Source organism: Litorilinea aerophila, assembly GCF_006569185.2.
GTDB classification, from domain to species: Bacteria; Chloroflexota; Anaerolineae; order Caldilineales; family Caldilineaceae; genus Litorilinea; species Litorilinea aerophila.
Map to the genome: position 1 here is coordinate 75,474 of NZ_VIGC02000020.1, position 18,884 is coordinate 94,357.

Annotated in this window: 15 protein-coding genes; 5 read left to right on the forward strand and 10 right to left on the reverse strand. The window is 65.5% G+C overall.

All coding sequences use genetic code 11. From position 1 onward, the window contains the following. Positions 1 to 18 precede the first annotated feature (18 nt). Both FKZ61_RS15330 and FKZ61_RS15335 read right to left on the reverse strand, forming a co-directional pair. On the reverse strand, positions 19 to 1,617 hold the full coding sequence (locus FKZ61_RS15330; RefSeq protein WP_141611004.1) for a sensor histidine kinase: 1,599 nt from the start codon (positions 1,615 to 1,617) through the stop codon (positions 19 to 21). Next, positions 1,604 to 2,392, reverse strand: coding sequence for a response regulator transcription factor (locus FKZ61_RS15335; protein WP_229964273.1), 789 nt, complete (start codon positions 2,390 to 2,392; stop codon positions 1,604 to 1,606). The genes FKZ61_RS15330 and FKZ61_RS15335 overlap by 14 nt, the downstream gene beginning before the upstream one ends. A gap of 324 nt (positions 2,393 to 2,716) precedes the next feature. On the opposite strand from FKZ61_RS15335, the gene FKZ61_RS15340 reads away from it, so the two are divergent. Next, on the forward strand, positions 2,717 to 3,232 hold the full coding sequence (locus FKZ61_RS15340) for a hypothetical protein (protein ID WP_141611005.1): 516 nt from the start codon (positions 2,717 to 2,719) through the stop codon (positions 3,230 to 3,232). A gap of 103 nt (positions 3,233 to 3,335) precedes the next feature. Here FKZ61_RS15340 and FKZ61_RS15345 read toward each other — a convergent pair whose 3' ends face one another. Then, positions 3,336 to 4,121, reverse strand: a complete 786-nt coding sequence (locus tag FKZ61_RS15345) for a hydroxypyruvate isomerase family protein (protein ID WP_170199799.1) — start codon at positions 4,119 to 4,121, stop codon at positions 3,336 to 3,338. A 235-nt stretch (positions 4,122 to 4,356) separates the two neighbouring features. After that, a complete protein-coding gene (locus FKZ61_RS15350) occupies positions 4,357 to 5,274 on the reverse strand; it encodes a histone deacetylase family protein (RefSeq protein WP_141611007.1) in 918 nt (305 codons plus the stop codon). Positions 5,275 to 5,619: 345 nt separating this feature from the next. Between FKZ61_RS15350 and FKZ61_RS15355 the strand changes: the two genes are divergently transcribed. From FKZ61_RS15355 to FKZ61_RS15370, 4 genes are all read left to right on the forward strand, one after another. Further along, on the forward strand, positions 5,620 to 6,405 hold the full coding sequence (locus FKZ61_RS15355; protein ID WP_141611008.1) for an SDR family NAD(P)-dependent oxidoreductase: 786 nt from the start codon (positions 5,620 to 5,622) through the stop codon (positions 6,403 to 6,405). Positions 6,406 to 6,432: 27 nt separating this feature from the next. After that, positions 6,433 to 8,088: an amidase gene (locus FKZ61_RS15360; RefSeq protein ID WP_141611009.1), complete on the forward strand. Its 1,656-nt coding sequence runs from the start codon at positions 6,433 to 6,435 to the stop codon at positions 8,086 to 8,088. 184 nt (positions 8,089 to 8,272) lie between these two features. Further along, complete coding sequence (locus FKZ61_RS15365; RefSeq protein ID WP_141611010.1) at positions 8,273 to 8,623, forward strand: TraR/DksA family transcriptional regulator; 351 nt, start codon at positions 8,273 to 8,275, stop codon at positions 8,621 to 8,623. 587 nt (positions 8,624 to 9,210) lie between these two features. Beyond that, entirely contained in the window at positions 9,211 to 12,249 is a 3,039-nt protein-coding gene (locus tag FKZ61_RS15370; protein WP_229964274.1) for a S8 family serine peptidase, read from the forward strand. 288 nt (positions 12,250 to 12,537) lie between these two features. Here FKZ61_RS15370 and FKZ61_RS15375 read toward each other — a convergent pair whose 3' ends face one another. From FKZ61_RS15375 to FKZ61_RS15400, 6 genes are all read right to left on the reverse strand, one after another. After that, entirely contained in the window at positions 12,538 to 13,035 is a 498-nt protein-coding gene (locus FKZ61_RS15375; RefSeq protein ID WP_141611012.1) for a hypothetical protein, read from the reverse strand. A gap of 221 nt (positions 13,036 to 13,256) precedes the next feature. After that, positions 13,257 to 14,339, reverse strand: a complete 1,083-nt coding sequence (locus FKZ61_RS15380; RefSeq protein ID WP_141611013.1) for an alpha/beta hydrolase family protein — start codon at positions 14,337 to 14,339, stop codon at positions 13,257 to 13,259. 63 nt (positions 14,340 to 14,402) lie between these two features. Then, positions 14,403 to 15,296: a phytanoyl-CoA dioxygenase family protein gene (locus FKZ61_RS15385; RefSeq protein WP_141611014.1), complete on the reverse strand. Its 894-nt coding sequence runs from the start codon at positions 15,294 to 15,296 to the stop codon at positions 14,403 to 14,405. Between the two features lie 51 nt (positions 15,297 to 15,347). Next, a complete protein-coding gene (locus tag FKZ61_RS15390) occupies positions 15,348 to 16,322 on the reverse strand; it encodes a zinc-dependent alcohol dehydrogenase (protein WP_141611015.1) in 975 nt (324 codons plus the stop codon). A 42-nt stretch (positions 16,323 to 16,364) separates the two neighbouring features. After that, positions 16,365 to 17,345, reverse strand: coding sequence for a hydroxyacid dehydrogenase (locus FKZ61_RS15395; protein WP_141611016.1), 981 nt, complete (start codon positions 17,343 to 17,345; stop codon positions 16,365 to 16,367). A 209-nt stretch (positions 17,346 to 17,554) separates the two neighbouring features. After that, positions 17,555 to 18,868, reverse strand: coding sequence for an alpha-L-fucosidase (locus FKZ61_RS15400; RefSeq protein ID WP_141611017.1), 1,314 nt, complete (start codon positions 18,866 to 18,868; stop codon positions 17,555 to 17,557). Between the last annotated feature and the right edge of the window lie 16 nt (positions 18,869 to 18,884).

Genomic DNA, 18,884 nt, shown 5'->3' on the forward strand with positions numbered 1-18,884 from the left:
TCGGGGATGCCGTGGGGCTCAAGGGTGGTTCGCGCTCGAGTTGGGGAATTCGACGATGAAGGTCGTGCCGGCTCCTGGTTGGCTCTCTGCCCAGACTTTGCCGCCGTTTCGGGTCACCAGGGTCTTGACGATGGACAGGCCGAGCCCTGCACCACTGCCTGCGCCCCAATAGCCATCTCGTCGGCTGCGGGCCTTGTCCACCCGATAAAAGCGGTCGAAGATGTGCGGCAGGTTTTCACGATCGATGCCGGGCCCGGTATCCTGCACTTCGATCCGGCAATAGGCGCCGCGGGTCCAGGCCCGTAGCCGGATCTGACCGCCGGCCGGCGTGTATTTGATGGCATTGTCCACCAGGTTGATCAGGATGGTCTCTAGATGCTCAGGCCATACCTGCATCTCAAGTTTGGGTGGGATGGCCAGGTCAAGATGCAGGTCGGCTTGTGCGGCGCGTCCCTGCATCGTCTCGCCCACGCTGTGCAGGAGTGGTGCCACGTCGATCACCTCGGGGGCCGCGTCGGTCTCCGTGCCGGCCTCCAGACGGGAGAGATCCAGCAGCGTGTTGGCCAGCCGTGCAAGTCGGTCAACTTCCCGGTCAATCTCCAGCAGGTAGCGATCGGCCACGGCGGGGTCGTCTTTGGCACCCCCCAGCAGCGCTTCCGATCGCAGCTTGATGTTGGTGAGCGGGGTACGCAATTCGTGGCTGGCGTTGGCGATGAAGGCTTTCTGCTGTTCCATCATTTCCCGCAACTCCCGGACCATGGTGTTGAACGCCTTCGCCACCGCGCCCAATTCGTCATCGGTCTCCACCGGGGCCTGGCGGGTCAAATCGCCCTGGGCGACGGCCAGGGCTGCTTCTTCGATGGCCTGGAGAGGGTGCACCAGGCGGCGGCCGAGCCAGAAGCCGATGCCGGTCATGGCGGCCAGAGCCAGCAGGCCGGTGAGGACGAGGGAGAGGAGCAACGCCCGGATTCGGTCTGTGACCTGGCTCATGGGGCGGGACAGGCGTACGATGCCCAGGATTTCGCTCCCCAGCTGGATTGGCGCAGCCACATACAGGGTGGGTTCGCCAGTGACAGGATTCGGGCGAATCGCGTGTTGCTCTCGTCCGTTCAGCGCTGCCTGAATCTCCACATGGCTGGAGGGGTCGGCGGCGTCGATGACATCCGCGGCATCGGCCTGACTGTCGGCGATGAGATTGCCATGGTGATCCAGGATGGTGACCCGGGCGCCCGTGTCCATGGCGTAGTTGGCCGCGACGGATTGCAAGCGTGCAACGATGGGCGCTAGGCCACCTTCACCATTCCCCCTGTTTCTGCCCTCCTCCACAGCCTCCTTCATGATTTCACCCTCATTGTGGTGCCGGCGGCTATATTCTCGAAACTCCTCTGCATAGCCGCTCAGGGGATCTTCGAAGGCGTTTGCGGCCAGAAACGCTTCCAGCTCCAGGTGATTTTCCACCTCCTGGAATTGGGCCGCGTAGACCACCTGGCCGACCCGTGCCATGAGCAGGGCCAGTATCAGGAAGAACACCAGGCTGTAGGTGCCAATAATGCGGTACTGAAGACTTCGTTCCCAAGGCCACCGGGCTTGGGGAGCATGGGGTTCATGCGCCGCCATCTTCCTGTGGTGCCTCCAGTTCACCGGGTGATACCAGCCGATACCCGACACCGCGTATGGTCAAAATCAGGCGAGGGGCGCCCGGGTCGTCCTCCAGCTTCTCGCGCAGCCAGCGAATGTGGACGTCCAACGTGCGAGGGTCGCCGATCCACTCCTTCCCCCACACCTGGTCCAACAGATCTCCCCGTGGAACCACGGCTCCCTGGGCGTCAACCAGGGCCAGCAGCAAGTCGAATTCACGTTTGGAGAGGGCGATGGGCTTGCCCTGGCGGGTGACCGTGCGCCGTTCCCGGTCGATGACCAGGCCCCCCAGCGCAATCTGGGGCGTGGCCTCCCCAGCGCCGGACGGCATGACCCCCTGCCGGTCATAGGCGACCCGGCGCAGGTTGGCGTGGATACGGGCCAAGAGCTCGCCGAAACTAAAGGGCTTGACGATGTAGTCGTCGGCTCCCAGCTCCAGCCCCAGCACCCGATCCGCTTCCTGGCCCCGGGCCGTGATCATGAGGATGGGCACGGTACTGGTCGCTCGGATCGCCCGGCAGACTTCCCATCCTTGCATCTTGGGCATCATCACATCCAACAGAATCAGGTCGGGGTGGCCTGTGCGCGCTGCCTGGAGGGCGGCTTCGCCGTCGTAGGCGGTGAGCACCTGGTAGCCGGCTCGCTTCAGTTGATAGGTGAGGGCGTCGACGATCAGTTCGTCGTCGTCCACCACCAGGATCGTCTCGTTGGCCATGGGTTCGATCCGTTCATCCGAGATTGTGTCAGCCATCATGTCCACCATCCCATTGTATCATGAAGCGTCTCCCCGGCCGGGTGCTGTTTGGCTACCCACACCTGCATAGGGTACGTCAGATCGGATGCGCTTACATGAAGGGAAGGCTGTCTGCAGGTTAAGAGCATGTTAAGAGCTGTCGATGCTCCAGGCTTAACATGCCCATAACGCGGTCATAAACCGGCCTTAGCCTCTCTCTTCCGCCTCCGTGGCATAATCTCCAGCATGATGGCATGCGGGGGCACAGTGCCCTCGCAGCCTGGCAATCGGTTTTGGCGATGGACTTTGGATGTCCTTTGGACAAGTAATTTACGGGAGATAACCATGAGCCGACTTCGCGCTCTCATCCAGAAGCATTTTGGGTCCGTGGTGATGGGATTTGTTTTGGTGGGTTTTGTGGTGTTGCTGGCCGAGCTCCTCTTGACCGGTCACACCCGAGACATCCAGCTGGTAGCTGTGGTGGCCACGGTCATCGGGGCCCTGTTGGCCCTGGCTGCCCTGCTGTGGGGACACCGGGCCCGCATGGCCCTGGCGGTCCTCTTCCTGCTGCTTTCCATTACCGGTCTGGTGGGGGTCTTTGAACACGCGGAAGAGGGCGGGGGTAGGGCGGAAGCCTTTGTCCCTGGGACCCAGGCGCGGGCCTTGAGCCAGGCGTCAGCCCCTATCCAGGTGCGTTTTTCGTACGATGAAGAGAGTGGTGAGCGGAGTGAAAGTGGATTCGTTCGTCGGGAAGGCTCTCCGCCTCCCCTGGCGCCCCTGAGCCTGACTGGCCTTTCGCTGCTGGGCGCAGCGGCAGTCTTCGCCGGGCGGGAATCTGCGGATCAGGAGGCCACCGACTGAACGCATTTCCGGGGACACGCATATCCATGGCCCCATCACATCGGCGGGGAGATGCCAGACTGCCGGCGTCTCCCCGCCTGTTTTTTTCAGATTTCGTACCCCCTCACCCCCGGGCTTCCCGGGGCAACCAGGCCAGGGACTCGTCCGTTTCGCCCAAGGGTCGATACTCCAGGCCGATGTATCCCGTGTAGCCCAGCTGCTCCAGCGCGGCGAAGATGTTGGGGAAGTGGATCTCCCCCGTGCCCGGCTGGTGTCGGCCCGGCACGTCGGAGATCTGGATGTGGCCGATCTGGGCGAAGTGTTCGGTGATGGTGTGAATGAGGTTCCCTTCCTGCATCTGTCCGTGGTAGACATCATACTGGAGCCGAACCCGGGGATGGTCCACCGCGCGCACGATCTCCATGCCCTCAGCCGTGGTGTGGATCAGGTAATCCGGCATGTCGAAGGCGTTCAGGGGCTCCAGCAACAGGGTGACATCGGCTTCGTCAGCCAGAGGGGCCGCCCAGGCGAGCTGCTCCACCGCGCAGGCCACCTGCCGTTCTCGCTCCAGGTCCGGGCGCCGGTTGCCCAGCATGGCGTGGATCCGGTGGCAGCCGATCTGCCGGGCGAACTCCAGGGCTTCCTCCACTCGACGGCGGGCCTCATCCCGCCGGTCTGGGTGGCTGAGCAGACCCCGTTCCCCGGCCGCAAAATCGCCGGGATAGAGGTTGAAGAGGACGGCCGTCAACCCCAGGTCATCCAGCCGCTGGCGGATGGCCTCCGCCCCCACGTCGTAGGCGAACAGGAACTCCACCGCCCGGAAGCCGGCCGCCGCGGCCCTGGCGAAGCGCTCCAGGAACGGCACCTCCGTGTAGAGCATGGACAGATTGGGCGCAAATCGCAATGCCACGATTTCCCTCCTGAAGAAACCACAGATTCCACCGATGAACACAGATTTTGCAAGTGATTGCGGACTTCCCCTGCAAAAAGGGCATGATTTAACGCAAGGGCGCAAGGAAACCGAGAAGTTCGGGAGAGAATGGCCGTGATCCGGGTCCATCTGCGTGGGTCAGCGGCCTACATTGACCTTTGTGCAGTAGAGCCACTTGCAGCAGAGCCGTTGACGCCACTGCCAAAAATGTCCCTCAAAGCCGCAGACGGCGGAAGATTTCGTCTGCGGCCTGGTGGAGCAGGCAGTGGCGTCGGGCCAGGCGCTGGATGTCCCTGGCGTAGCCTCCGCCGATGACGCAGGCCACCGGATACCCCCGCGACAGACACGTGCTTAACACCAGCTCGTCCCGCCGGAAGAGCCCCTCATCGCTCAGGGACAGCTTGCCCAGCTCATCCTCCCGGTGAGGGTCCACCCCCGCATCGTAAAAGACCAGATCCGGCCGCACCTGGCTGAGCAAGTCGGGCAGGATCCGCCCCAGGGTGGCCAGGTAGGCCCCATCCTCCATGCCCACGGGCAGGGCTATGTCCAGGTCGCTGCACTGCTTCCGAAAGGGGAAGTTGCGGCCACAGTGCATGGAAAAGGTGAAAACGGTGGGGTCATCCTGGAAGATGGCCGCGGTGCCGTCCCCCTGGTGGACATCCAGGTCGACGATCAGCACCCGGCGGGCCAGCCCCTGGCGGCGGACGTAGCGGGCTGCCACGGCCAGGTCGTTGAAGATGCAGAAGCCAGAGCCAAAATCTCGGTGGGCGTGGTGGGTCCCGCCGGCAGTGTTGCAGGCCAGCCCGTGCTGCAGGGCCAGCTCGGCGGTCAGGACTGTGCCGCCCACGGCCGTGCGGCTGCGGTGGACCAGGCCCGGGCTCCAGGGCAGCCCGATGCGCCGGATGGCCCGGGCATCCAGCGTCCCCTGGCAGAAAGCTTCCACGTACTCAGGCGCATGGGCCAGCTCCAGCCAGGCCCGGGGCGCCGGCTGGGGGCAGTGGAACTGGTCCAGGCTGGCTGTGCCATCGCGGATCAGGGTTTCATAGACCTTGCCGAACTTGGGCATGGGAAAGCGATGGCCAGGCGGCAAAGGTGTGACGTAGTCGGGATGGTAGACCAACGGCAGAGACATGGCGTCTCAAATCATACTCCCGAAAGCCCGATCCGCCAAGCCGGCCAGGGAATCGGGAGCAGGCCCCATCCGGCCGGCGCGTTTTCCAGAGTTGCAGGGATGGCTGACTCGGGTACAATGCAGGCGACGAATGAACGTTCCCCGACCTCCTTGATGCAGTTTTTTTGATCCACACATGGCTCTGCTGTACAAAGGTCAGATGAGGACGCTGACCCACGCAGATGAACGCTGCTTCGAGAGATTCTCTCCTGCGCTTCTTTGCGCCTTTGCGTTCACAAAAACGCCCTGTTTGCAGGGGATCCACACATTCCACAGATTGAATTGCACAGATAGAGAGGAGCTATCATGCCTGTGGAGTATGGCACACTGTTCGACCTCAAGGGGAGGAATGCCCTGGTGGTGGGCGCAGGCAGCGGCATTGGCCGGGCGTCCGCCGAGGGGCTGGCGGCATTCGGTGCCCGGGTCATCTGCGCCGATATCGACCTGGCCCAGGCCGAGGCTACCGCCGCCGCCATCGGCGGTCAGGAAGGCCAGGCCCAAGCCCTCCACCTGGACATGCGGGACGGCGACGGCATTCGTCAGGCGCTGGCCCAGTTACCTCCCCTGCAGATTCTGGTCTGTACCCCCAGCATCAACGTGCGCAAGCCCTTGCTGGAGATCACCGACGACGAGTTTGACCGCATCGTCAGCCTGAACCTCAAGGGCACCTTTCTGCTCCTGCGGGAAGTGGGGCGCCGCATGGCCGAGCAGGGCCAGGGCAGCATCATCGTCTTCTCCAGCATCCGGGCCCAGGTGATCGAGCCGGGGCAGGGCGTCTACGCGGCGACCAAGGCCGGCGTGGTCCAGTTGGTGCGCACCCTGGCCGCGGAGCTGGCGCCCCAGGGCGTGCGGGCCAACGCCATCGCCCCGGGCATCGTCGAAACACCCCTCACCGCCCAGATCAAGAACCACCCCGCCTGGTACCAGGCCTATGCGGACAAGAGCATGCTCAAACGCTGGGCCCAGCCGGAAGAGCTGGTGGGTGCGGTGATCTACCTGGCCTCCGACGCCAGCTCCTACGTCACCGGTTCGCTCCTGTTCGTGGACGGCGGCTGGACGGCCGCTGATGGTCGCTTTACGCCGCCCTTATAGGCCCCATACCCAACCCAAGGAGAACCCATGTCCACCCAGATCCATCCAGAAGAGCCGCGGGAGCCGGCGGGCTCCCCAGACCCTGTGCCGGCCATCGCCGATGAAGCCATCCAGGCTGCCGTCCACCTGGTAGGGCTGGACTTCACGCCGGAGGAGCGGTCCATGATGGTCAACGGGCTGGTGCAAAATCGCACCCGCTACGAGGAGCTGCGCCGGGTGCCCCTAGCCAATTCGGTGCCCCCGGCCCTGCGCTTCGACCCGGCACCGCCCACCCCGGCCTCGGCCGCTCCCCACCGGCGCCCCCTGACCCCCGGGCCGGTCACCCTGCCTCCCTTGCCCGCGGATCTGGAGGAACTGGCCTTCCTGCCGGTCACCCACCTGGCCCAGTTCATCCGCACCCGACAGATCACGGCCCGGGCTTTGACCGAGATGTACCTGAAGCGGCTGAAGCGGCTGGGTCCACAGCTGGAGTGCGTGGTCACCCTCACCGAAGAGCGGGCCCTGGCCCAGGCGGAGCGGGCCGACGCGGAGATCGCGGCCGGGCGCTATCGGGGGCCCCTCCACGGCATCCCCTGGGGCGTCAAGGATCTCCTGGCCACCCGGGGCATCCCCACCACCTGGGGAGCGCCCCCCTACCGGGAGCAGATCATCGACGTGGACGCCACCGTGATTCAGCGGCTGGAGCAGGCCGGCGCCGTCCTGGTGGCCAAGCTGACCACCGGCAGCCTGGCCTGGGGCGATGTGTGGTTCGGTGGGCGGACCCGCAGCCCCTGGAACCTGGAGGAGGGCTCCAGCGGTTCATCGGCCGGCTCGGCGGCGGCCACCGCGGCCGGGCTGGTGGGCTTTGCCATCGGCACCGAAACCCACGGCTCCATCGTCTCCCCGGCCACCCAGTGTGGCGTCACCGGTCTGCGCCCCACCTTCGGCCGGGTGAGCCGCTACGGGGCCATGGCCCTGGCATGGAGTCTGGACAAGATCGGCCCCCTCTGCCGTAGCGTAGAGGACTGTGCCCTGGTCTTCGACGCCATCCACGGGCCGGACGGCTTCGATCCCACGGTGGTGGATCGCCCCTTCGAGTGGGCGCCGCCGGCCGACCTCTCCCGCCTGCGCATCGGCTACGTGGCGGATGCCTTCGCCCAGGAGCAGGAAATGCGGGAGCAGGATGAGGCCACCCTGGCCCGGCTGCGGGAGTTGGGCGCCCACCTCATCCCCATCCAACTGCCGGACTTTCCCATCGACGCCGCCCAGATCATCCTGTACGCGGAGGCGGCTGCCGCCTTTGATGAGCTCACCCGCAGCAATCAGGATGACCTGCTGGTGCGCCAGGGAGAGGAGGCCTGGCCCAATCGTTTCCGGGTGGCCCGTCTCATTCCCGCGGTGGAGTACATCCAGGCCAATCGCCTGCGCACCCTGGTGATCCAGGCCATGGACGCGCTGCTGCAGGAGATCGATGTCTACGTGGCGCCCTCCCGCAGCCAAAACCTGTGGCTGACTAACCTGACGGGCCACCCGGCGGTGGTGGTCCCCAACGGCTTTCGCCCCAACGGCCTGCCCACTAGCATCACCTTCACCGGCCGCCTGTATGACGAGGCCACCGTGTTGGCCGTGGCCAAGGCCTACCAGGACGCCACCGACTTTCACCTGCAGCGGCCACCCCTCCCTGACCCCGGCCGGGAAGCCTGAACGTTATATCCTGGTCTATATCTGCAACCTGTATCTGGATCTATCGACTTCATCGCCCAGATGGGTTAGGTTGAAGGGGCCTGAAGAGTATCTGGATCCCAAGATGTTGACTTTGATCCCTGTGAGTAGCTTCCAGGCCCCGGTTGCAGAGACCGGGGGCTTTTTCGTATAGGAGTGCAATGTGATGACGTCTCAATTGGATTTGAATGAAATTCGCCGCCAGCTGGAAGAGGAGCGGGAGCGGCTCTTGGAAAAAGTGCGCGTCCGCAACGGCAACGACAGTACTGGCGCGGGTCGCAATCCGAACCGTACCGATCTGGCCAGCGATTACCTGGCACGGGAACGTCGGACCGCGCTCCTCTCCATGGAGCAGAAGATGCTGGCCCAGATCGACGAGGCGCTGCAGCGGCTGGAAGATGGCACCTATGGCCGGTGCGAGTCCTGCGGGGAACCGATTCCGCCGGAGCGCCTCGAGGCCTTGCCGTACGCGACCCTCTGCGTTATCTGCCAGGAGCGCAGCAGCAGCTCATCGTAGGGGTGGGCCGCCGTGCCCGCCCGTTGTCCCTGGCCGGAATGGGGCGAATCATGGTTCGCCCACAGTTCGCCCACACCGATTGGCCCCGGGCGGATGAAGGGACGGCGATGTAGGCGCAGCTACGAGCTGCGCCTACGTCGGAGCACTGTTTTTCGTCGGGGCAGCCCCCGTGCCCGCCCAATGCCGCCGGAAAATTGACAGTAAATTGTAAGGATTTCTTCTTCTCATCAGGCGTATTGTGTACTATTCTAACCGTTAGTGGTTTAAGCCGCGCTTTGCCATTCGTTTTCCCTTTATTCGCTTTCCCTTTCCAAGTTCCCTGTACACGCCTTTAATTTATTATCCCGCCTGGACGGATCCACTCCGGGTTACAACCCACAGCTAGCTTCTTGTACCACGAAAACGCAGCGTTTTCAGTGAGTGCGCACCGTTCCTGTTCCTGTGCTTTCCCATGGTGCCTTTGTCCGTCTGTCTGTCTTGTCTCGACCTGTCCCGCTTCCGCAGTTCTAACCGATTTTTCCGTCGAGTACTACAAGGAAAAGTGATTCATGAAAGTCAGTGAAAAAGCCAGAAGACGTCTTTGGAGCTTGACCGCATTGCTTCTGGTGGCCATGCTCCTCTCCACCACCGTGGTTTCCGCCCAATCGGGCGGGTCGGATATTTTCTTGCCCTTTGTATCGTCGGGCAGTCAGCCCGCTGGTCTGGGGAACAATGGGCCGGTTCCAACGGCGCCCACCCGCACCCTGGACGACATTCAGATCGATTCGTACATCGTGGTGATGGCCCTGGATCCGGTGATTGCGTTTGAGGGGAACGCCTCCTTCGCAGCCACCAAGCCGGGCAAGGGCCAAAAGATCAACCCCAACAGCGCCCATGTCAAACGATATCAGGCTTTCCTCAGGGAAACCCACGACAAGGCCCTGGCCGCGGCCGGCATCCCGGCCACCAACAAGCTGCACGACTACACGGTGGCCCTGAACGGCTTCGCAGCCCGCATGTCGGAAAAGCAGGCCCGACAGCTTGCCCAACAGGACGGGGTGGTGCTGGTGCAGCAGGATGAACTGCTACAGCTCCAGACGGACAGCAGCCCCACCTTCCTGGGGCTGACCGCGCCCGGCGGCGCCTGGCTGAAGGGTTACAACGGCGAAGGCGTGGTGGTGGGCGTCATCGATACGGGCATCTGGCCGGAGCACCCCAGCTTTGCCGACGACGGCAGCTATGCCCCGCCCCACACCGGCCCCCTCCCCTGTGAATTCGGCAACACCGCCCACAACCCCAACGACGCCCCCTTCACCTGCAACAACAAGCTCATCGGCGCCCGCCAGATGCTGGCCACCTATCGGGCTCTCATCGGCGCCGACCCCGATGAATTCGACTCGGCCCGGGACGACAACGGCCACGGCACCCACACGGCGGCTACCGCAGCCGGTAACGGTGGCGTGCCTGCCAGCATCTTCGGCATGCCCCTGGGCACTGTCTCGGGCATCGCTCCCCGGGCCCACATTGTGGCCTACAAGGGACTGGGCAATCTGGGCGGCTTCACCTCGGACCTGGCGGCGGCCATCGATCAGGCCGTGGCCGACGGGGTGGACGTGATCAACTACTCGGTGGGTGGCGGTGCCAGCCTGACCGGCGCCGATGAGATCGCCTACCTCTTCGCCGCCGACGCCGGCGTCTTCGTGGCCACCTCGGCCGGCAACTCCGGCCCCGGCCCCGGCACCATCGGCGGCCCGGCCTCCGCACCCTGGCTGACCACCGTGGGCGCCAGCACCCAGCGCCGCTTCTTCCAGGGGACGGTCCACACCGCGGACGGGCGCAGCTTCTCCGGCGCTTCCATCACGCCCGGCCTCACCGCCCGGCCCCTGGTGGATGCTGAATTCGCCGGTGGGGATCTCTGCATTCCCGGCACCCTGGCTCCCAACATCGTCGCCGGCAAGATCGTCCTCTGCCGGCGGGGGGCCATTGCCCGGGCGGCCAAGAGCCTGGCCGTCTACCAGGCCGGGGGCGCCGGCATGGTGCTCTACAACAACAGCGACGACGACAACCTCTTCACCGACACCCACTGGGTGCCTTCGGTCCACATCGACAACACGCCGGGCCTGGAGATCAAGGCGTACATCGCCTCCACGGCCAAGCCCATGGCCAAGATCACCACGGGCGAGCGGGGCGTCTGGGAGAGCGCGCCGTCCATGACCATCTTCTCCTCCCGGGGCCCGGATCCGGTGGCCGAGGACATCATCAAGCCGGATGTAACCGCGCCGGGCATGCAGATCCTGGCCGCCTGGTCTCCCTTTGGCGACGTGGGTGAGGTCTCTGGCCAGCTCTTCGCCGCCATCGCCGGTACCTCCATGTCCAGCCCCCACGTGGCCGGCCTCTTCGCCCTGATCAAGCAGGCCCACCCCGACTGGACGCCGGCCATGGCCAGATCGGCCCTCATGACCACCGCCTACCAGGACGTGCGGGACAACGACCGGGTGAGCCCGGCCGACCCCTTCGACATGGGTGCAGGCCACGTGGACCCGGGCAACAAGGCCGGCAAAGGCTCCATCTTCGAGCCCGGTCTGGTCTATGACGCCGGCTTCCTGGACTACCTGGGCTTCCTGTGTGACGCGGCGCCCGAGGTCTTCGCCAATCCCGCGGCGACCTGCGCCTCCCTCCAGTCCATCGGCATCCCCACCGACGCCAGCGACCTGAACCTGCCCTCCATCGGCATTGCCGAGCTGCCCGGCCGCCAGACGGTCCGGCGCACGGTCACCAGCGTGGCCAAGGAGCAGGGCTGGCGCAACTACAAGGTGTCGGTGGAAGCGCCTCCCGGCTTTGAGGTCACGGTGGATCCGCCCCGGCTGCGCCTGAAGAGCGGTGAAACGGCCATCTACTCGGTGACCATCACCACCGTGGATGCGCCCATCGGCGAGTGGCGCTTCGGCTCCCTGACTTGGACGGCGGACAACAAGCACTACGAGGTCTACAGCCCCATCGCCGTGCGGGCCGCGCTCTTCAGCGCCCCGGCCGAAATCTCCGGCAGCGGCGAGTCGGGTTCGGCCAGCTTCGACATTCGCTTCGGCTACACCGGTTCCTACACGGCAGCGCCCCATGGCCTGGAGCCGGCCACGGTCACGTCAGACACGGTGGTCCAGGATCCGGATCAGACCTTTGACCCGGCGGATGGCTTCAGCAACGCCCATGTCTTCAACCTCTCCGGCGTGGCCCACTTCCGCATCGCCATGCCGCCAGAGGCCACCGAGCCCGACGCGGACCTGGACATCTACGTGCAAGATCCCAACGGCGACATCGTGGCCTCCAGCACCAGCGGCGGCACCGATGAGCTGATCGACATTCCGTTGCCCATGGACGGCGCCTGGACCGTCTGGGTTCACGGCTGGTCGACGCCGGGTGGCGATTCGGACTACAACATGTGGACGTGGGCAGTGCCCCTGGCCAGCGGCGGCAGCCTGACTGTGGATGCAGCTCCTGCAGCTGCCGTCCTGGGCACCACTGGCACTGTCCAGGTGAGCTGGTCCGGCGCGGGCACCGGCACCCTGTCCGACTGGTACCTGGGCGCGGTCTCCCACACGGGCGACAGCGGCCTCATGGGCCTGACCCTGGTGGAGGTGGACAACCGGTAAGCGGCTCCCCGCCGCCAGGTCGGCAAGGGGGCAACCGCCCCCACAGCTTGTCATAACAAAGGGACCCGCCAGCCTGGCGGGTCCCTTTCGATTGGGCGTGGGAGTGGGCGTGATGGAACTCAGCTCATGATTTCGCAGGTCCGGTTTCCATACCGGACCTACTGGTTGGCTCTACTGCAAAAAGGTCAGATGAGGACGCTGACCCACGCAGATGAACGCCGATTCGGGTTAGGCTCTCCTGCGTTTCTTCGCGCCTTTGCGTTCAAAAATGCCCTTTTTGCAGGGGAGTCACTGGTTGGGTGTCCCCAGGTTGCCGCCGGGCGCCTCCTTGGCGCTGCCCGCCGGCGGCTGGGTGCAGAGGAAGGGAGGACGGTTGCCGCCACTGTGGTAGACGTAGGTCTGGCCGCCGGCCTGCAGGACGATACGGGCGCCATCCTGGGGGACCTGGATGTAGGCCATGCCGGGCTGAGGGCAGCCCATACTGGCATCCGGCCAGACCACTTCCTCGTAGGAGACCAGGGTGATCTCTTCGGTTGGGATGGAGAGCCGCTGGGCCAGGTCGGCCATGGCCTGTTGGACCAGCGGGTTCGACACAGGGGCTGAAGTGGGCATGGGTGCCTCCTGGGATGTGGGTGTAGGCTCCTGGGGGGCCGGGCTGACCACGGCCGTAGCGGTGGCCGCCGGTGTGACTGCTTCTGCACCGGGCGCAGGGATGGGTTGGCAGGCCGCCAGGAGCAGCAGGAGCAGGCTGAAAGCGAGCCAAAGGCCGCGCGAGATGGCATTCATGGTTACGTCGCCTTTCTATCCCGGGTTGCCGGGGGATGTCCCTCCCCGGGATGATTCATCCTGGTAAATCCCGGCAGAAATTCGTCCACAGGTTCCACCAGAGGTAGTGCGCCCAGAGGGCACCCGGAATTTCTGCCGTGGTATTTACGCCAGACTGTACCAGGGCACGAAGAATACACCCAAGAGACGGATTCCCGGCGGTCCTGGTTCCCGCCTGTCCCTCACGCCCCGGCGCCCAGCCGCTCCCACAGGAAGTCGTAAGCCAGGCGGCCGCTGATGCGGTGGCGCCCCTCGAACTCATCCAGCACCACATCCGTTTCTGGATTGCCCCCCAGGATGGCGCAGATCTCCCGGGCGCGGGCCACGCTGCGGCGCACCGCGGCCAGGGGAAAGATGGGGTCCCGGGTGCCCGCTTCCACCAGCATGGGCCGGGGCAAGATCAGCCCCACGATGTCGGCCATCTCGCCGATGTTGAGGAGGCCGGGCACGAAGTTGCAGGTGCAGTGGTGCATGGCCAGGATGCTCTCCCGGAAGGAGCTGTAGTAGCCGCTGACCACGCAGGCCTGGATGCGGGGATCCAGCGCGGTGTGGAAGAAGGTGGCCATGCCGCCGCCGGAAATGCCCATGGCGCCCAGCCGGTTCACATCCGCCTCCGGCAGGGTGGCCAGGAAATCCACCAGGCGCATGCCATCCCGCACCCGCAGGCCCACCAGGGACTTGCCCAGCATGAAGGCGTAGGTGGCGGCGTTGTGGCAGGTGGTGGGCTCTGGCTGGCCCAGCTCCCGGTTCAGGTAGCTGTAGTCGGTGCGTCGCTCGCCGAAGCCGGCGATTTCGGGCACGGCCACCAGGAAACCCCGCCGGCAGAGGGCCACGCCGAAGTCCTTGTGGTAGCCGTCTGGCTCCAGGCGCTCGGTGCCATCTTCCCAGAGGCCCACCACGTCCTTGGCGCCATAGCCGTGGCCGTGGTAGGCGATGACCACGGGGAGGGGCCCGCGTGCGCCCTTGGGCGTCAGCAGGTAGATGGGCATGCGGGCATGGGGCGAGGTGTGGATCACCACCTTGCGACGGATGAAGTCCCCTCGATCCACCTCCTCGATCCAGCTGGGCGCCGGGTCCACGGGCGGATCGTCCAGGAAGCCCACCGTTTCGGCCAGGGCCCCACGGCAGGCCTGCTGCCAGGCCTGGGCGCTTTCCCGGTCGGTGGCGGTGAAGGCATAGCGGGCCGCACCCTGGGCGCGGGCAGCCAGCTCCACCGTCGGCTGTAGTTCGGGCATTTCACGGGGCGACAAACGTCGACTCACCATCAGGCAACAATCCTTCCCGTATCTTCAATTCCCAATCTTCAATCTTCAATCTTGAACCTTCCCTCACAGCCCCCACGCCGCGCGCGCCTCCTCCATGGACCGCAGGGGCTCCTTCCCCAGGGCCGTGTGGCCGGTACCTTCGCCAACCCAGCGGGGATCGGCCGGCTCGCTGGCCGGCTGGAAGCGCACGTCGCAGCTCAGGCGGAAGCGGTTGGTCAGGTTGGTGGTGGAAGCGTGCATGGTGTGCATGCCAAACAGGATCACGTCCCCGGCGTAGAAGGGCGCGGTGAGCCAGCGGCCGCCGAACTTTTCCACAATCTCCATGGGATCCCTGGTGAACCACCCCTCGGTGCGGTCCCGGTCCACGTCCATGCGGCCGTAGGTCTCCCGTAGGATCGCGAAGCTCTCCAGGTTGTGGGAGCCCACACACATGGCCAGGGTCCCTTGATGGACCGGGATGTCGCCAAAGGGGATCCAGACGGTGTGGAGGCGGGGCGAGCCCCGGCCCATGTAGACGAAGTCGTAGTGTGCGCCGGTGTAGCGCTCGTTGCCCACGGCCCGCAGCCACTTGTAGTTGAAGGTCAACGCCGGCTCGCCGAAGTAGGCGGCGAAGAAGTCGAAGAGGCGGGGGTGCTCCACCACCGCCAGCACGTCTGGATGGTGGGCGATGCCCTTGCGTCCCATCATGGGCACTGTACGGCCGCCCCGGGGCATGACGCCCTCCAGCACGGGCTCGCCGGGCGTCAGGGCTTCCTGGGCGGCCATGTACTCCAGGATGGTCCGCCGTGCCTGGAGCACGGTGGCTCGAGGCAACAGGCCCCGCAGCAGCAGGTAGCCGTCTTCTGCCATGCGGGCCTGCAGGGCGGGCAGGTCGCCCAGCAAGTCGCTGCTATCCCGGAGTTCGCCCAGCTCTGGGCTGGGAAAGGCCAGGTCCCGATAGCCGAAGCGGATGTTCATGGTTTTGCTCCTTGGTCTGCTCGCCCTGGGGCTACATGGGGGGGATGGGCCTCACGGCGCAGGCATGTCGATCACGATCTTGACGGCTCCCTCGTCCCGGGTGCGTTGGAGCTCGTAGGCATCCAGCACCTGGTCGAAGGGGAAGCGGTGAGTGAGCATGGGCGCCGCATCGGCGATGCCGGTGGCCAGCAGCTCCAGGGCCATGTGGGTGCAGGACTGGCCGGGGTCGGCCATGGCGCCCACGATGGTCTGGCACTGGACGCACTTGCGGAACAGGCCCATCATGTCAAAGGGCATCCGTTTGCCCACCCGGGGCACGCCGAAGTAGAGGATGAAGCCGTAGCGCTTGACCAGGTCGATGGCCAGGTTGATGGAGTCGATTTCGCCCGCGGCTTCCACCACCACGTCCGCCATCTGGCCGCCGGTGATGGCCGCCACCGCCTCCACCGGATCCACCTCGCCGTTGTGGACCGTGTGGGTGGCGCCGTAGCGGGGGGAGAGCTGGAGGCGGTGGGCCTGGAGGTCCAGGGCGATGACCCGCCGCGCGCCCAGTCGGCGTACCATGAAGGTCCACCAGAGGCCGGCGGAGCCCTGGCCGATCACGGCCACGTCCTTGTCCACCAGGTTGGGCAGGCGCCTGGCCGCGTAGATGACGGTGCCCAGCTGTTGCGCCTGGAGCAGCTCTTCCACCGGCTTGCCCGGCGGCAGGGGCAGGACATGTTCCACCGGCGCCAGATAGTATTCGGCCATGGCCCGGTTGTCCCGGACCAGGGTCAGGGCTATGTCGCCCACTTTCAGCGGCCCGGCTGCGCCGTTCACCGCCTCGACGACCCCTACCATCTCGTGGCCGCTGGCGCCTGGCGGCAGGGGGTAATTCTCCTGGGGGGAGTGGTAGAAGGTGTGAATGTCGCTGCCGCACAGGGAGAGATGGCGGGTTCGAATCAACGCGTACCCCGGCTGGAGGGTGGGTTTGGGGACTTCCACAAAGACGGCCTCCCCTGGGGCCAGGATCTGTACTGCGCGCATGGGTGTATCCTTCTGCTGGTTGCGGTGCGGAATGGGCGCTGCTCAAGCGGAGCGGGATTGCGTCTGGGGCACCCGGCCCGGCCAGACCTGGGCATTGACGATGAAGGGCGGTCGCTCTCCCCGCAATACCTGGACCACCTGCTCGGCTACCCCGTAGTTCATGGCCCGGATGCCCCGGTCCGTGTTGGAGGCGATGTGGGGGGTGACCACCACGTTGCGCATGGACAGGAGGGGGTTGTCCGGCGCCGGCGGCTCGGGGTCGAAGACGTCCAGCCCGGCGGCGGCCAGGTGTCCATCCTGGAGGGCGCGGATGAGCGCAGCCTCGTCCACCACAGGACCCCGGCTGGCGTTGATCAGGTAGGAGCCGGGCTGCATCAGGCGCAGCTCCCGCTCGCCGATGAGGTGGCGGGTGGCCGGCGTGAGGGGCACGTGGACGGTCACGAAATGGGCGCGGCGCAGCAACTCATCCAGGTTGTCGGTCAGGGTGACCCGCTCCGGCGTGGGCAGGTTCTTGTCCACGAAGGGATCGAAGACGAGCACGTTCATGCGCAGCCCCAGGGCGCAGATCTCCGCCACCCGACGGCCGATGCGCCCGTAGCCCACCACGCCCAGGGTGCGGTCCAGCAGCTCGGTGCCCATCATCTCCTCCCGGCCAATGCTGCGGTCGTGGCGCAGGTGCATGTCGCCCACCATGACCCGTTTGGCCACGGCCATCAGCAGGGCCACCGCGTGCTCGGCGGTGGATTCGGTGGGTGCGTCGGGGGTGTGGATGACCAGGATGTTGCGCTCGGTGGCCGCGTCCACGTCGATGTTGTCCACGCCGATGCCGGGCTTGGCGATGGCCTTGAGGTTGGGGCCGACCCGGTCCATGAAGGCGGCGTCGGCGTACATGCCACCCACGACCACCACGTCGGCGCCGGCCGCCTGTTCCATGGTGGGGTCGATGATCACATCCGCCACTTCCCGCACCAGATCCGCGGCGCCCATGCGCAATTCAAACTGCATGACAACTTTTGGCTTCATACTCCTCTGGTTCTCCGTGATTGTTGTGTGTGGGGTTGGAACGTTGTGAGACTGATTCCATCCGGCTCCGCGCACCCCGATGGGCAGAAATCCTCTAGGCGGGGCGTCCCGCAAGACAGGGGCAAGAAGGGATGGGGTTTGGATGAAATCGCTGTGGGCTCCCATTGTCGCGCCATTTGCCAGGATGACCAAATACGCCCCGGGGCGCTTCAGGGGGTGGCCGGGTGGGTGATTTTCAGGGTGACCGGGTTGGGCCAGCGCCGGTCGTTGTAGAGCCGTTGGGCGCGCATGGCCGAGATGTGCAGGCCCCGCTCGTCCTGCTCCCAGCGGGCCTCCGGGTTGACATCTGGGCGGTATTCCAACACCCGGCCCGATTGGCCCAACAGGCTCACCGTGCTCTGGTCGCTGGCCCGCACGTTTTTCAGGGTGAGGACCTTGCGCTCGCCGTAGGTCCAGGGGGAGCCGGTGATGATGGCGTAGATGGCGCTGCCATCCCGGGCCTGGGTGTACCAGGCGGTATGGTCCAGGGTGAGGGTTTCCCGGATGGGGTTGTAGGGCCGGACCTGATAGATGGCCTCGCCGTTGACAAAGAGCCACAGGCCCATCTCCTGGATGCGAGCCTCCTGTTCCACGGGGAGGGTGCCGTCGGGCTTGGGGCCCACGTTGAGCAGGAGGTTGCCGCCCTTGGCCCGGGTTTCGATGAGCATCTGGATCAGCTGGGTGCCGGATTTGTAAACTTCGTTGGTGGGTTTGTAGGCCCACTGGGTCCCCAGGGTGAAGCACGCCTCCCACGGCCCGGGGATGGCCTGGTCGGGGATGTGCTGTTCGGGCGTGGCCAGGTCGCCCCGGGTCACCACGATGTCCGGCTGGAGCTCCCAGGCCAGTTGCTTCAGCCCCTCGGCCTGGCCGTCGAAGAAAATGACGTCCACCGGGCCGTATTGGGTCAGGAGCTCCCGCACCTGGGCCTGGTTGTGGGCCATGAGCTCGGGGTTATGGCGGGGATCTGCTTCGACGCTGTCCCGGCTGATCTCATGCCCCTGGCGATGGAGCATCCAGAAGTCGTCGGGCGAAAAGTAGAAGCCGATGGCGATCCCCCAACGGCGGAAGGCCTCCACCACCTCCCGGGTTACGTCCCGGCCGAAGGGGGTGTTCAGGACGTTGAAGTCGGTGGTCTGGGTTTCAAACATGCAGAAGCCGTTGTGGTGCTTGGTGGTGAAGACCACGTAGCGCATGCCCGCCACCTTGGCCAGCCGCGCCCACTCGTCCGGGTCGAAGCGGGTGGGGTTGAAGGTGCGGGGGAGCTCGTTAAAATAGCGGTGGCAGTAGTCGGGCGAGGCGCCCACCAGGGAGTGGCTGATGACGGAGCCCAGCTGGACATCCACGCTCCAGTGGATGAAGAGGCCCAGGGCCTGATCCTGGAACCATGCCAGCCGCTCCGGGCGGTTGCCGGTTTGGGCGGCGGCCGCCTGGAAATTGCGGGCGGCGCCGGCGCTTTCCTGCACAGATGATGAAGAAGTGGACATGATGTTTCCTCAAGTG

Excerpts from the sequence above, each read along its gene's own strand:
- FKZ61_RS15395 (WP_141611016.1), bottom strand. The coding sequence starts at position 17,345 with ATGAAGCCAAAAGTTGTCATGCAGTTTGAATTGCGCATGGGCGCCGCG.
- FKZ61_RS15390 (WP_141611015.1), bottom strand. The coding sequence starts at position 16,322 with ATGCGCGCAGTACAGATCCTGGCCCCAGGGGAGGCCGTCTTTGTGGAA.
- FKZ61_RS15365 (WP_141611010.1), top strand. The coding sequence starts at position 8,273 with ATGACGTCTCAATTGGATTTGAATGAAATTCGCCGCCAGCTGGAAGAG.
- FKZ61_RS15400 (WP_141611017.1), bottom strand. The coding sequence starts at position 18,868 with ATGTCCACTTCTTCATCATCTGTGCAGGAAAGCGCCGGCGCCGCCCGC.
- FKZ61_RS15380 (WP_141611013.1), bottom strand. The coding sequence starts at position 14,339 with ATGGTGAGTCGACGTTTGTCGCCCCGTGAAATGCCCGAACTACAGCCG.
- FKZ61_RS15330 (WP_141611004.1), bottom strand. The coding sequence starts at position 1,617 with ATGGCGGCGCATGAACCCCATGCTCCCCAAGCCCGGTGGCCTTGGGAA.
- FKZ61_RS15350 (WP_141611007.1), bottom strand. The coding sequence starts at position 5,274 with ATGTCTCTGCCGTTGGTCTACCATCCCGACTACGTCACACCTTTGCCG.
- FKZ61_RS15335 (WP_229964273.1), bottom strand. The coding sequence starts at position 2,392 with ATGATGGCTGACACAATCTCGGATGAACGGATCGAACCCATGGCCAAC.
- FKZ61_RS15355 (WP_141611008.1), top strand. The coding sequence starts at position 5,620 with ATGCCTGTGGAGTATGGCACACTGTTCGACCTCAAGGGGAGGAATGCC.
- FKZ61_RS15385 (WP_141611014.1), bottom strand. The coding sequence starts at position 15,296 with ATGAACATCCGCTTCGGCTATCGGGACCTGGCCTTTCCCAGCCCAGAG.
- FKZ61_RS15340 (WP_141611005.1), top strand. The coding sequence starts at position 2,717 with ATGAGCCGACTTCGCGCTCTCATCCAGAAGCATTTTGGGTCCGTGGTG.
- FKZ61_RS15375 (WP_141611012.1), bottom strand. The coding sequence starts at position 13,035 with ATGAATGCCATCTCGCGCGGCCTTTGGCTCGCTTTCAGCCTGCTCCTG.
- FKZ61_RS15360 (WP_141611009.1), top strand. The coding sequence starts at position 6,433 with ATGTCCACCCAGATCCATCCAGAAGAGCCGCGGGAGCCGGCGGGCTCC.